This window comes from Trichocoleus sp. AS-A1 (assembly GCF_039962015.1).
In the GTDB taxonomy this organism is placed as follows: Bacteria; Cyanobacteriota; Cyanobacteriia; order Cyanobacteriales; family FACHB-T130; genus FACHB-T130.
Genome location: NZ_JAMPKG010000001.1, coordinates 83,206 through 96,421, shown reverse-complemented (window position 1 = coordinate 96,421; position 13,216 = coordinate 83,206). Strand labels below are relative to the sequence as shown.

Here is a 13,216-nt window from a genome sequence, read left to right as displayed (position 1 = left end):
ATATCTATTTAACATTTATAAACGATTGTGAGTGATGTTGTTGAAATTACACAAGCAGCCAGCGTTACGGATGGTGATGGGTGCAGCGATCGCATTTTTTTTGTTTGCTCTCTTTTTCACCCTGCATCGGCACTTCACCTTTTATTCCTCCTACGATCAAGGCATCTTTAACCAAGTCTTCTGGAACGGCATTCACGGTCGCTTCTTTCAGAGTTCCCTTTCTTCGCAGCTTTCTACCAACGTCGTCCACAATGGCGAAGTCCCAGAAGTTTTTTATCACCGCTTAGGGCAACATTTCACCCCAGCCCTTTTGCTGTGGCTACCCTTGTATGCCCTGTTTCCTTCACCCGCAACGCTCACTGTTTTGCAAGTTACGCTCGTAACCGCTGCCGGTTTGGTTCTATACGTCCTTGCTCGACAGCATCTGGAACCGGGGATTTCTGCCCTAATTACTATCAGCTTTTATGGCGCTAACGCCGTTCTTGGCCCTACCTTAGCTAATTTCCACGATATTTGCCAAATTCCCCTCTTTACCTTTGGATTGCTCCTGGCAATGGAAAAGCGCTGGTGGTGGCTATTTTGGGTGCTGGCGGTTTTGATTCTGGCGGTTCGGGAAGATTCGGGTGTGAGTCTGTTTAGTATCGGGTTTTACATGATCCTGAGCAAACGCTATCCCAAGGCGGGTCTTGCGGTCTGTACTCTCAGTTTTGCTTACATGATTGTCCTCACCAATCTGATCATGCCGCTGTTCTCCGAGGATATTTCTCAGCGGTTTATGATGGAGCGGTTTGGGCAATATGCGGATGGCGAAGAAGCTTCTACGCTGGAAATTATCTGGGGAATGGTAAGCAACCCTTGGCGGCTTATCGTCGAGCTGTTTTCACCCTTCTTTGGCACGATTAAGTATTTATTAGGTCAATGGTTGCCCTTGGCTTTTGTGCCAGCACTTTCTCCTGCTTCTTGGATGGTTGCGGGATTTCCTCTATTGAAACTTTTATTAGGGAAGGGACAATCGGTTCTCGCTATTAATATTCGCTATGCGATGACAATTGTGCCGGGGCTATTTTACGGGGCGATTCTCTGGTGGGCAGGGCAAAGCGACTTTAGAATTTGGATAAGAGATTTTAAAGGGGGGCGAAAAGCTCAGACATCAGAGAGGGATGAGGCTGAGAGGGATGAGGCTGAGGTTGCAGATAATTATCCCAAATCGGTTTCGCCGTCGTTTCGGCGTTTTTGGATCGTCTGTCTCTGCCTTTCAATATTTTTTACGTTCACTTCAAACCCTAATCGGACTTTTTACTTCCTGATCCCAGAGTCGATTCAGCCTTTGGTTTATATTCCCGTGACGCGGCAGTGGGAACACGTCAGCCAAGTTCGCCCTTTATTGGCTCAGATTCCGCCTGACGCTAGTGTAGCGACTACCACCTATCTTGTACCCCATCTTTCGGGTCGCCGCGAAATCATCCGCTTTCCGTCTTTGCAACTCCGCAATGATGCTGGTGAAGTGGTCAATGTGGATTACATTATTGCTGATTTGTGGCAAGCACAGCAGTATCAAGCTGCGTTCAACGAAGAACGGGGATTATTGCAACAGAGTGTTCCCGCGATCGATCGGCTATCTGGTAGTGGGGAGTACGGCATCATTGACTTCAAAGATGGCGTTATCTTAATGCAAAAAGGAGTTGTCTCGAACGCGCAAGCGATCGCGGCTTGGCAGGCATTTCGCCAACAGATTTCTCTAACTTAAATTCGTCTCTTGTCCCATCTAGCGGCAGACTATGCGATCGCACGTACCGAGCAATTCCATATCAACCCGGCAACATCCGCATTCCCACGGAAGTCAGAGATGTTCCCAAATGGCAATATAGATGGCAAATAATGCCTTCTTTTTCACTATTAAACCAATGAGTAAGAGCATCGGTTTGGGGTGCTTAATTAATCTGAGGATTATTGTGGAAAAACCGGATAGGCAATTGAAGTGTCTTTTAGAGTTTATTTAGGGACAAATTTTGTTATTGAAATTTCTATTTGCCGTACATCAAGAGCTAGCGGTAGGCTGAAAGCGATTGAGGTATAGAGCCAGAAAAAGGATAAATTCTAGGCTTCACATTTCATAATTTATTCTTTTCTTACTTCTTATTGTATTAACTGTTTATCCCTCAAATAAAAGCAACAATAGAAATAGATTGAGTGTTTATGTTTGCTCAGGGTTAAAAGATTATTTAAATCTATCACATCCTCATTGTCCCAACTAGGAGACTATAATTTTTAGAACTATGTCGATCTGTAGCGATTTGTAACTGAATTGAGGGGATTGGGGGAAATGAAGATTCTAGTGCTGACTTGGGAATTTCCGCCGCGCATTGTCGGAGGAATTGCCCGCCATGTAGGGGAGTTATATCCAGAACTGATAAAACTAGGGCATGAAGTCCACTTGCTAACAGTGGAGTTTGGTCACGCGCCGCTGTACGAGGTGGTAGATGGCGTCCACGTGCATCGGGTGCCAGTGGGCTACGGTTATGACTTCTTTCACTGGGTCGTGAATTTGAACCAGAGCATGGGGATTCACGGCGGGAAGCTGATGATGGAAGATGGCCCGTTTGATTTGATCCATGCCCACGATTGGCTGGTGGGAGATGCCGCGATCGCTCTCAAGCACAATTTTAAAGTGCCGCTGATTACTACGATTCACGCCACAGAATTTGGTCGTTACAACGGCATCTACAACGACGACCACCGCTACATTAGCGGCAAAGAAAAACTTCTCGCCTATAACTCTTGGCGGATTATTGTTTGTACCAACTATATGCGCCAAGAAGGAGAACGAGCGCTAGAAACTCCTTGGGACAAAATGGATGTAATTTACAACGGCATCCGACCGGAAAAGAAACCGCGTTGGCACGAGTTTGATGCGTTGAACTTCCGTCGCCAGTTTGCCGACGATCGGGAGAAAATTGTCTACTATGTGGGTCGAATGTCCCACGAAAAGGGCGTTTCCGTGTTGTTGAATGCTGCCCCTAAAGTCCTTTGGGAAATGGGGGGCAATGTCAAATTTGTGATTATTGGCGGCGGCAATACTGACCCCTTGAAGCAGCAAGCTTGGAATTTAGGCATTTGGGACGACTGCTATTTCACCGGCTTTATGTCAGATGCCGACCTAGATAAATTCCAAACGGTTGCCGACTGCGCCGTATTTCCCAGCCTCTACGAACCTTTTGGCATTGTTGCCCTAGAAAGCTTTGCCGCCCGCGTGCCCGTTGTGGTATCGGACACGGGGGGTTTACCGGAAGTCGTGCAACACACGAAGACTGGGGTTGTTACCCAGACGAACAACTGGGATTCTCTCGCCTGGGGCATTTTAGAAGTGCTAAAAAATCCAGGTTACGCCCAGTGGCTAGTTGACAACGCTTATGAAGATTTAGAGCGTCGGTTCAGTTGGTCGAAGATAGCGAAACAAACTGAAGCAGTTTATCAAAGAGTAGTGCAAGAGCGATCGCACACTCACTGGGCTTAATCATCATTGGACTTAATCAAAAGTTGAAGGTTTGTTCTTCGTTCCCAAACTTAGCCAGAGAACCAGAATTTGGATACTCTGGATCGCAACTATCGCTAAAATTCAACAATTCCAGCCATCCGAAGCTGACCGGCTTGATTTGCCTGCCAGACTTTCCCGCTGGTTCCATCCAGGCAAATCAGCCAACCTTCATCGTAAACTCAGGTATCGATACAGACAGATGGCGTAACCGAGATTGACTGGCACGCTACTTCTTTGGCTGGTGTGTCCGCCAGCAACCATCGTTTTGCCAAACGTTCCCAAGAACAACATAAACTCAGGTTGTTCGGATAGCGGTAGGGGAATGTCGCCAATGGCAGGAATCCCGATTCGGCAATCAATCCTTCAGAAGCAGCTGACGTCGGTGAGCGTGCAACATCTGAAACTCCCGCCCCGTCACTTGCTCCAACATCAAGACGATATGCTCTGGTCTTAGTACAGTTCCATCATTTTGACAACTGCCCAAATAACGCAGAACAACGCCTTCTGCCGCTTTTTCTTGGCAGACTAATGGGATATTGCCCTTCGCTTCGCTGGCGCTTCTTTGAGGTTCATTGACCTCTAATTCAAACAAGCGATCGCGCAGATTTATCTGTTTCTTCTTCCCAGACTTCGTCGTTTGCTCAATTAAAATGCTCTCAGTGGCTTTAATCGCCTCTACCCAGCTTTCCCACTCCTCTGGTGACGCAGACTCAACCGCTGCCACCGCAATCAAATACTCGGCTTTTTCCAACAACTGAGTCGCGGAAGGAGCCTTCAAATCAACATCTGCCACCCGATAAACCGGGATATCAGACGGCAACTGGGCAGCTAACTTCTCCTGGAATGTCGCCACATCCATCGCCTGGGTTAGCTCAAAGTCCACAATTTCACCTTCACTGGTTGATCCCAATGACAGCGCACTCGCTGGAGAAATGCGGGGACTGGGATGAAACCCGCCCGTAAAAGCAACTGGCAATGCCGCCCGACGCACAGCACGGTCAAACAGGCGCACCAAATCTAGATGACTCACCAGCGCCATATCGCCCAGCTTACCCAACCAAACCCGCAACCGCTGCACCCTATCTGTATTCGGCGTGAAGTGTCCGGCAAATTCTGGAATCGGCAGCGGCTTGATAACAATATTGTGCCCAAAGTCAGACCCGCAAATGCCACAGTGAGAACAGCCTTCAAACGAGCAATCCGGCACTATCGCAGCTTCTAAAGCCCGTTTCAGGTCAGCGATTAGCCAGTTCTTATCAATTCCCGTATCGATATGATCCCAAGGCAACGGCGCATCGAATTGGGGATTGGGAATTGCGGATTGGGAATCGTCAATGGGTAGCGGTTGATTCCGATTCTCCACCCAGTTCCATTCGCCATTTTCAACAAGGCGGTATTTCCAGGTTAAGCCTGATTCTGCGATCGCGTCTCCCCAAGCCGCAAAAGCCCGCTCCACACTATCAAACCAGGCATCCATCCCCGCACCCAGTTCCCAAGCACGACGCAGCACTGATGCCAGACGCCTATCGCCCCGTCCAATAAAATCTTCCATCGCCGAAAGTCGCACATCGGTGAAGTTTACCTTCACCCCCCTCATCCCGCGAAACTCGTCGCGGAGAAGTTTCTGCTTCTGTTGAAACTCAGTTGTAGACACAGAGTGCCACTGGAAAGGCGTGTGAGGCTTCGGCGTAAAGTTAGAAATCGTCAGGTTGAAATGCAGACGCTTTCTGCCTTCAGTCCGACATTCTTGGTGTAGCCAACGGATAGTTTCGGCAATGCCGATCACGTCTACATCCGTCTCTCCAGGCAGACCAATCATAAAATACAGCTTAATTTTTTCCCAGCCCTGCTCGTAGGCGGTTTTCACCCCTCGCAGCAATTCTGCGTTCGTCAACCCCTTGTTGATAATGTCCCGCATCCGCTGGGTTCCCGCTTCCGGCGCGAAAGTCAGCCCACTTTGTCGCGTCCCGCCCAGAATATTCGCGATATCTTCATCAAATCGGTCTACCCGTTGACTGGGTAAAGAGAGAGAAATATTTTCATCTTTGAGGCGATTTTTGATTTCCATCCCCACCGCCGGTAGAGATAGATAATCCGAACAACTCAAGGAGAGTAGGGAAAACTCGTTATATCCCGTCGCCCGCATTCCCTTTTCAATTGCCTCTACGACTTCCTGCGGTTCCACATCCCGCGCCGGACGAGTCAGCATTCCAGGCTGGCAGAAGCGACAACCGCGAGTACAGCCGCGCCGCACTTCAATGGTCAGTCGGTCGTGGACTGTCTCTACATAAGGCACTAGCCCGATGGAATAAGCTGGCAGGGGTGCAGCAACTCGTCGTAAAATCCGCTGGGGTACATCCGGGCGATTGGGATGGACTGAGCCATCTTCTGCCATGTCGTAGAACTGCGGCACATATACGCCGGGTACTTGTGCCAAATTCAGCAATAGTTGTTCTCGACTGAGGTGAGCTTTTTTGGCTTTTTCCACTACCCAGCCAATCTCTGGTAGCACTTCCTCGCCATCTCCCAGAGCCAAGAAATCGAAAAAGTCTGCGTAAGGTTCGGGATTCGAGGTTGCGGTCTGCCCCCCAGCAAAAATCAGGGGATAATTCCAGAGAAATTCTTCACTTTCCCCTGCGTCTGTGCTGGTGAGCCTTTCTCGCCACGTCAGAGGAATCCCGGCCAAATCAAGCATTTCCAGGATATTGGTGGCTCCTAGCTCGTAGCTGAGACTAAAGCCCAAAATGTCAAAATCTGTAAGACTTCGCCGCGATTCCACGGCAAATAGGGGCGTCTGTGTTTCTCGGAGTTTCGCCGCTAAATCTGGGGCTGGTAGATATGCGCGATCGCACAGCTGCCCCAATTGAGCATTCAATATGTTGTAGAGAATAATATGCCCAAGATTCGATGCACCCACTTCATAGATTTCTGGGTATGTCAGAACCCAGCGTACTGCCGCCGCTTCCCAAGGTTTGTGGACGGCTCCTAGCTCGTTTCCCAAATAACGAGCTGGTTTCTGTATCTCTGCTGTAAGTAGTTTCTCAACTGCGATCGCCACTGCAAAACGCTCCCTGCTTCCAGTGCCTCAGATTCAACCCTAGCACCAATTCAGGATTAGCACTCAGCAACAGCGCTCAACCTCTCAGTTTTTCCTTTAGAAGTATTTCCTTGTTCCTATACTCCAATGTTTGCTTCCAAGGCGGCAGGACTTTCTAAAATTTCAAAGACTCCGTCAAGTTGAGCCAGTTCAAAAATCATCCGAATGGAGGGCGACACTGAAGAGAGGCTAAACCGCCGTCCTAGACTGTGTGCTAAACGGTGAGCCGAAACAAACGCCATCAAGCCAGCACTATCGAGGAACTCTACTTGCGCCATATCAACTAGCACAATGGATTGCTCGGGTGAAGAAACAGCTGCTGTCAGTTGACCTTGGAACTCAACCGCATTCGATGCATTGATATGACCTTGGGGGCGAATAACTGCAACGTTGGGGCGAACTAGCGTATTTTGCATGACAATATCCTGTTTCAACTCTAAACAAAAATTTGTGTAATAGCTTCGACAATAAACGGTAAATATGATATTGCCTACCCCCTTTTAGGTAATTTGCTAAATCTTCATTAGTTACCTCCTTTTATATAAAGTTTTCAATAAGATTGCCTGAGAACGTGTTCTCTAATACGGACTTTCTAGAAGTTCTATATTAAGAAAATCCTTCTATTCATCTTTTACAATCGCTGCATCTAACCAAAGACAGATGTATTCTTTGTATAATCCTATGCGAAGCGCATTTCTGCAAGGCAGGGGCTTAGGTCTTCAAACAGACATCTGCGGCTATTCTTCACAAGATTAAAACTCATCAACGATAATATTATTGCTATAAAGCATCAACTCCGAAGCTTCATGGAGTTGTCGGAAATTATTTAAAAAATCAGCTGCAATTGGGGCGAAACTCACAGTGATTTAGATCACTTTACAGTCTAGTTTTAGATCACTGGTTCATCTATATATTCAAACGATAATTTTTAAATGCGGAGTTCTATCGGTTTTTATGAGAACTACATACGCGATTCGTCAACTGGTAGAAAAAGCTCTCTATATTAAGAAATTAACTCCAGATATAGAGAACGAAATAAATTATGAATTGACCAGAATGGGTCACATTTCTGACGTTGATTATGAGGCACTGGAATTACTCATGTCAGAGATGGATGCCGGTCGAATTCAACTGGTACCAAGTGCATAAAAGACATTAAAAATTCAAGGTAGATTTAGTCGATGGCACGAGACAATATTTGTGCCGTCGGAATCTTTCTAAATCAATCTTCTCATCCGTTTGACTCACCTGGCGGTCAACTGTCTAATTGTTTCCACTTGCTCTTTTTTTCAGTTGTTAAATCGTCGTGCAGTTTGCCAAACGTTTAGAAAAGACCCCGTCCTACCTATTTGCCAAGATTAATCGCAACCAGCATGAAACGGTCACCAAAGGGGTGAACATCATCAACATTGGAGTTGGCGATCCAGACCGTCCGACGCCAGCGCATATTGTCCAGGCGATGCATGAGGCGATTAACGAGCTTTCGACTCATAATTATCCCCCCGATTGGAGAACTAAAGAATACCGCAAAGCTGCTGCGGATTGGATGGAACGCCGCTTTGGTGTCGCTGGCTTAAATATAGAATTTCAAAGTTTATCTAAGTCTTACAAGATGACCGTCGGGCGGGTTGGTTTTGTTGTGGGGAATCCTACCGAAATTAAGGGGCTGGGACAAGTTAACACCAATGTAGATTCTGGCATCTTTAAGGCAATTAACGAGCAGCGATCGCTGCCTATGAAACCTCAGAAGAAGAACGCCAAGCGGTGATGTCAGTTTACCAAAACCGTCGTAATATCATCGTCGAAGGATTGCAATCTTTAGGATGGCCTATTGAGCCTCCCAAAGCAATCCTCTATATTTGGGTACCCGTCCCCAAAGGTTATACTTCAACGGAATTTGTCACCCTGTTACTGGAGAAATGCGGTCCGATCGTGCCCCCTGGAAACGGGTCTGGTGCTGCTGGGGAAAGCTTTTTTCGGATTGCTCTCACCGTGGCAGATGAACGGATGCACGAAGCGATTCAACGCATCAGAGATGCTGAAATTCGCTACGAAGCCTGAAAATCACTCTGATTGGCTTGCCAAACTTGGCGGACAAACCAACTGAGTTGCCGATGGGCCTCAGAGGCGTCCGCTGTCGCATCTGGGGCGTCCAGTTGCATTAACAGGGGAATCACCTCGGTATCCAGTGCTGGTCGAAACAACGTTACAGGCCATACTAAATCGGCACCCTGACGCAAATCGTACAGCGTTGGTAACACGTTGGCATTATCGTCTGAAACGATAGTAAGCATCAAAGGACGCACCCAGCATATCTGCCGTGAATCGACAACTTGTATCACGTCAGCGTACAGACGAGTATTTTCATGGTCTAAACAAACAATCTGACAAGGCTGAAAGTTAGGGGCGGAACCGCTTGAGGCTTGCTTCACAATCAAGAATGGCTAGTGCGAGTTGCTTCTTTATTGTACGAAGTTGGTTGGGTGGTCTCAGAAGCACCGGCGATTATAAATCGCGGCTATACAAACGAAACCCGCCGTCGCGGGTTAAGAGGGCGATCGCTTTGACTTTAGTTCGGTTGATTTACCTCTGAAGGTGATGAGAAAGCCGAACCGTTATACAAGCAAGCATTGGAAATGCGGAAACGCCTGGATGGAGAGAAGCATCCTGATGTAGCTAAAACCCTCAACCACCTAGCTTAGCTCTGCGAATTTCAAGAGCGATATGATAAGGCTGACACCTTTTACAACCAATCCTTAGAGATTTTTGAGGGATGCTTAGGGACAGAGCATCCAAGAACTATTAAGGTGAGTGAAAAGCTGGAACGTTGCCACGCCCAAGCAGATGAGCGATCGCTTCAAAATCCCATAGAAACAACTGAGGATTAAATCAGCCGTTATGGAAGAACTATTAGACCTTAAAGAATTGCTACTAAAGGGTGACATCCAAGGATCGTTAGCGATTGTAGAAGAACTCGAAGAAATGAGCCGAAACGATATAGTTAAGACGATTCGTAGTTATGCAGTGATTCTGCTACTGCATCTAATTAAACAGCAAGCTGAAAGTCTCACAACTCGTTCTTGGGAAGTCTCGATTCGCAATTCTGTTCGAGAAATTCAGAGGGAAAATAAGCGTCGTAAAGCAGGAGGTCACTACCTAGCGCCAGAAGAGTTGGTTGAAACCCTAGAAGAAGCCTACTTGAATGCTATTGATGAGGCTTCCCTAGAGGTAGAAGAAGGACGTTATGAGCCAGAAGAATTAGAACAACTCATTAATAAAAAAGAGATTCTAAATCGTGCCTTGGCTTTAATCTTACCGCCAGCGTAAAGTCGTCTGGAAGTCAGAATGATACTAAAAATTTTATAAAAAAGATTGAGTGCGATCGCACTCTTCCCTATTCCCTCTTTTCTTTGCGTCCTTTGCGTCTTTGCGGTTCGTAAATCGAATTAGAAATTTCTAAGCCTGCCGCAGGGCATCGATAATTTGGATATTCGCTTTAGGAAAGGGAAACTGATCGATTTCGTCCAGTGTCACCCAGCGGATTTCATCGGATTCGATCGGTTGGGGAATGCCTGTGAGGTGGCGACAGTGATGGACGTTGAGGGTGACGCGGAAGTGGGTATAGGTGTGGTCAATGGTGATGAGATGTTTGCCCACTTCAATTTCAATGCCCAATTCCTCCTGAATTTCTCTTTTAATGCATTCCTCGACGGTTTCACCAGGCTCTAATTTGCCGCCAGGGAATTCCCAAAGACCGCCCAGAAGACCGTTCTGGGGTCTACGATCGATAAGAATTTCTTTCTGCTCGTTCCAGATAACGGCAACGCCAATGTTTTTGTGGGGGATGGGGGAGGAGGTTTCGCGCATGGGTAAAGTTGACTGAATATTCAAATTGTATGCGCGACAGTGGGACATCCAGGGACATCTGTTGCACGCTGGGTTGTGGGGAGTGCAGATAGTGGCTCCCAAATCCATCAGCGCCTGATTAAAATCTCTGGGCTGTTCGGGGTCGAGGAGGCTCTCTGAGAGCTGCCAGAGCGGTTTTATTGCTTTTGTTGGTGGCATTGGCAATGCTACCAGCCGCGCTAAAACCCGCTTGACGTTGCCATCTAGAATCGCCACGGGTTGATTGAAGGCGGCGCTGAGGATGCCCCCGGCGGTGGTGCGTCCAATCCCGGATAAAGCTAAAACGTCTGATAGGTGGGTAGGAAAAATTCCGTTGTGACGTTGGATAATTTCCTGAGAGGCTTTGTGTAGATTACGGGCACGGGCGTAGTAACCGAGTCCCTGCCAAGCTTTGAGGACTTGCTGCAAGTCAGCAGCGGCGAGGGTTTCAATTGTGGGAAATTGGGCTAACCACCGCTGGTAGTAAGGAATAACTGTTTTTACCTGGGTCTGCTGGAGCATGATTTCCGATACCCAGATGGCGTAGGGGTCGGGGTGGTGACGCCAGGGGAGGTCTCGACCGTTTTGGGAGTACCAGGCTAGAAGCGATCGCCTAAACTCCAAAATAGCAGAACTCGGCAGACTGACTTCCCAGTCTGCCGAGCCGCTTTGTTGCTGCAATTGCAGTACAATCATCGGAACTGGCGCTGATGCCGCTCAATTTGCCTATTCAGCATCAGATACATTGACTTCAGTAGCACCTGTCAAGGCATTTTCAAAGGTCATTCTTTGTTCGGCGTTCCGCAAGAAATAGCCGCTAATCATCGCCGAAGCCAGCATACGCCCTAAGTTTTCACGATTGGTGGTGATCGTTACACCAAAATGTTCTGGTGGTAGGTGCCCCAACAGCCCAACAATATTGCGTTCCATCACCTGAAATACTTCCTGAGACGCGGGTTTGGAAAGCTGAGTAATCGTCTCTGGACTCATGGATTGGACGTATTGCCAAAGCAAGTTGCCGCCTTCCGACTCACCTTCAAAGAACTCTGAGACTCGATTTGACGGGTTGTTCACTTTGTTTCTCCGTACTTTCTAGAGGCAGCTACTCTCAAATCCTTGTACCAGGGTAGATCGCTGCTCAATACTTGTTCTATCGATCGACTCGGAAACGGGTTCCGAGAGTTGTAAATCCTTCTAATACCCTTAATTTAGCAGGCTCCTTCCGGGGTCACAGTGGGCAGAACCGAACTTTAAACGGCGGATTCTTTTACCTTTATTAAGTGCTGAGAAAGTTCATACTCAAAACTTAAAACTGGCTACTCAGTCCTCAGTCCTCAGCCCTAACTCCTCAGCCCTGACTCCTAATCCCTGACTCCTCAGTCCTCAGCCCTCAGTCCTCAGTCCTAACTCCTCAGTCCTGACTCCTCAATTAGCTAGCCGCAATATATTCCCGCATATCGGCTTTGCGCTTGCGAAGCTTGGAGAGGGCTTCCCGTTCGATTTGCCGTACTCGTTCCCGACTGATGTTGAGAAGTTCGCCAATTTTTGCCAGCGTCATGGCTTGTCCATCGGCTAAACCAAACCGTAGCGCTAATACCTCGCGTTGTTGAGGAGTTAAGTCTGACATTAGTTTTTCTAAGTCAACTTGGAGGGAAGATTGAGTTGCGAAGTCTTCTGGGGAAGGGCCGGTGTCTTCCAGTAGTTCTACCAGTTCTGTATCCTGATTATCTCCGACACGCAGATCCAAAGAAAGAGGCTGACGCGCCCGCTCTAGGTACTCCCGAACTTGCTTGGGGGTCAATTCTAGTTCGGCGGCGAGTTCGCCGACTGTAGCAGCTCGTCCCAGGTTTTGAGCAAGTTGGCGCTGAGCTTTCTTAATTTTGTTGAGTTTTTCGGTGATGTGAATGGGGAGGCGAATGGTGCGTCCTTTTTCTGCGATCGCGCGAGTAATCGCCTGCCGAATCCACCAATAAGCATAAGTGGAAAATCGGTAGCCTTTGGTGGGATCAAATTTTTCGACGCCCCGTTGCATTCCCATTGTGCCTTCCTGGATCAAGTCCAAGAGGTCTACGTTACGTTTGATGTACTTTTTGGCAACCGAGACGACGAGCCGCAAGTTGGCTTCGACCATCTTGCGCTTGGCGATTTCACCCACTGCGATCGCCTGCTGTAACTCTTTCTCTGACAACCCAGTTGAAGAAGCCCACGCCTCGTCGGTTGGCTCGTGTCCTAACTGCAACAAGAGTGAATTTTTTACTTCCTGCAAGGTGGCTAAGCGCTGTACTTGTTTTCCATAAAGGATTTCCTGCTCGTGAGTAAGCAGGGGAACGCGCCCAATTTCTCGCAAGTAAGCACGGACGGTATCTGTAGAGGTCTGAGCAGTTTTCATAGCGCTGAGTCTTGAATCAGAGCGATAATTTAAAGCGATCGCAATTGTAAACTATTGTAACCTTTCTGAAAGGAGCTGTGTCTATCCCAAGAGGGGGGTTCCCGTGCCGTTTCCTTCAACATCAGCTAGTAAAAGGGTACCCACGAATCCATCGGATAATTGCATCTTGAGAAACAAAATGAGAAAAATCTTGCAGATGCTTACTGACACTCAGCGACATTGATAGGTGGGGGTAGGAAGATGCTCGCGGCACCTTGGTCTCCAGGAAAAAGTATTACGAAGCGTTAGCAACTCCAATTGAGCAATTGCT

12 protein-coding genes and 3 pseudogenes are annotated in these 13,216 nt (G+C 47.8%); 7 read left to right on the top strand and 8 right to left on the bottom strand.

Annotated features, from left to right (window positions below):
• The first annotated feature begins 34 nt into the window (after positions 1-34).
• The 3 genes from NC994_RS00430 (at position 35) to NC994_RS00420 (ending at position 3,514) form a co-directional block, all read left to right on the top strand.
• Positions 35-1,747, top strand: coding sequence for a DUF2079 domain-containing protein (locus NC994_RS00430; protein WP_190436128.1), 1,713 nt, complete (start codon positions 35-37; stop codon positions 1,745-1,747).
• Positions 1,748-1,756: 9 nt separating this feature from the next.
• Positions 1,757-1,879 (top strand): hypothetical protein, encoded by a 123-nt coding sequence (locus NC994_RS00425; RefSeq protein ID WP_277877544.1) that lies wholly within the window; start codon positions 1,757-1,759, stop codon positions 1,877-1,879.
• A 444-nt stretch (positions 1,880-2,323) separates the two neighbouring features.
• A complete protein-coding gene (locus NC994_RS00420; protein WP_190412157.1) occupies positions 2,324-3,514 on the top strand; it encodes a glycosyltransferase family 4 protein in 1,191 nt (396 codons plus the stop codon).
• 16 nt (positions 3,515-3,530) lie between these two features.
• Here NC994_RS00420 and NC994_RS00415 read toward each other — a convergent pair whose 3' ends face one another.
• The 4 genes and pseudogenes from NC994_RS00415 to NC994_RS00400 all read right to left on the bottom strand — a co-directional run bounded on the left by NC994_RS00415 (position 3,531) and on the right by NC994_RS00400 (position 7,048).
• Positions 3,531-3,683, bottom strand: a complete 153-nt coding sequence (locus NC994_RS00415; RefSeq protein ID WP_190436125.1) for a hypothetical protein — start codon at positions 3,681-3,683, stop codon at positions 3,531-3,533.
• Positions 3,610-3,805: pseudogene (locus NC994_RS00410) on the bottom strand (serine/threonine protein phosphatase); the annotation flags it as partial. The gene NC994_RS00415 and the pseudogene NC994_RS00410, both read right to left, overlap by 74 nt.
• Before the next feature lie 85 nt (positions 3,806-3,890).
• Positions 3,891-6,593 (bottom strand): TIGR03960 family B12-binding radical SAM protein, encoded by a 2,703-nt coding sequence (locus NC994_RS00405; protein ID WP_190436123.1) that lies wholly within the window; start codon positions 6,591-6,593, stop codon positions 3,891-3,893.
• A gap of 116 nt (positions 6,594-6,709) precedes the next feature.
• Positions 6,710-7,048, bottom strand: a complete 339-nt coding sequence (locus NC994_RS00400) for an STAS domain-containing protein (protein WP_190412160.1) — start codon at positions 7,046-7,048, stop codon at positions 6,710-6,712.
• A 538-nt stretch (positions 7,049-7,586) separates the two neighbouring features.
• Here NC994_RS00400 and NC994_RS00395 point away from each other — a divergent pair.
• Positions 7,587-7,781: a hypothetical protein gene (locus NC994_RS00395; RefSeq protein WP_190412161.1), complete on the top strand. Its 195-nt coding sequence runs from the start codon at positions 7,587-7,589 to the stop codon at positions 7,779-7,781.
• A gap of 157 nt (positions 7,782-7,938) precedes the next feature.
• Positions 7,939-8,693, top strand: a pseudogene (locus NC994_RS00390) (aminotransferase class I/II-fold pyridoxal phosphate-dependent enzyme).
• On the opposite strand, the gene NC994_RS00385 reads toward NC994_RS00390, so the two are convergent.
• Entirely contained in the window at positions 8,681-9,064 is a 384-nt protein-coding gene (locus NC994_RS00385) for a hypothetical protein (protein ID WP_190412162.1), read from the bottom strand. The pseudogene NC994_RS00390 and the gene NC994_RS00385 sit on opposite strands and share 13 nt — an antisense overlap.
• A 288-nt stretch (positions 9,065-9,352) precedes the next feature.
• Between NC994_RS00385 and NC994_RS00380 the strand changes: the two are divergent.
• Positions 9,353-9,520, top strand: a pseudogene (locus tag NC994_RS00380) (tetratricopeptide repeat protein); the annotation flags it as partial.
• Positions 9,521-9,530: 10 nt separating this feature from the next.
• Positions 9,531-9,959, top strand: coding sequence for a DUF29 family protein (locus NC994_RS00375; RefSeq protein ID WP_190436120.1), 429 nt, complete (start codon positions 9,531-9,533; stop codon positions 9,957-9,959).
• Positions 9,960-10,088: 129 nt separating this feature from the next.
• Here NC994_RS00375 and mutY read toward each other — a convergent pair whose 3' ends face one another.
• The 3 genes from mutY to NC994_RS00360 form a co-directional block, all read right to left on the bottom strand.
• Positions 10,089-11,213 (bottom strand): A/G-specific adenine glycosylase, encoded by a 1,125-nt coding sequence (gene mutY / locus NC994_RS00370; RefSeq protein WP_190436117.1) that lies wholly within the window; start codon positions 11,211-11,213, stop codon positions 10,089-10,091.
• 30 nt (positions 11,214-11,243) lie between these two features.
• A complete protein-coding gene (locus NC994_RS00365; RefSeq protein ID WP_190412166.1) occupies positions 11,244-11,591 on the bottom strand; it encodes a DUF760 domain-containing protein in 348 nt (115 codons plus the stop codon).
• 355 nt (positions 11,592-11,946) lie between these two features.
• Positions 11,947-12,906, bottom strand: a complete 960-nt coding sequence (locus NC994_RS00360; protein ID WP_190412167.1) for an RNA polymerase sigma factor, RpoD/SigA family — start codon at positions 12,904-12,906, stop codon at positions 11,947-11,949.
• Positions 12,907-13,216 lie beyond the last annotated feature (310 nt).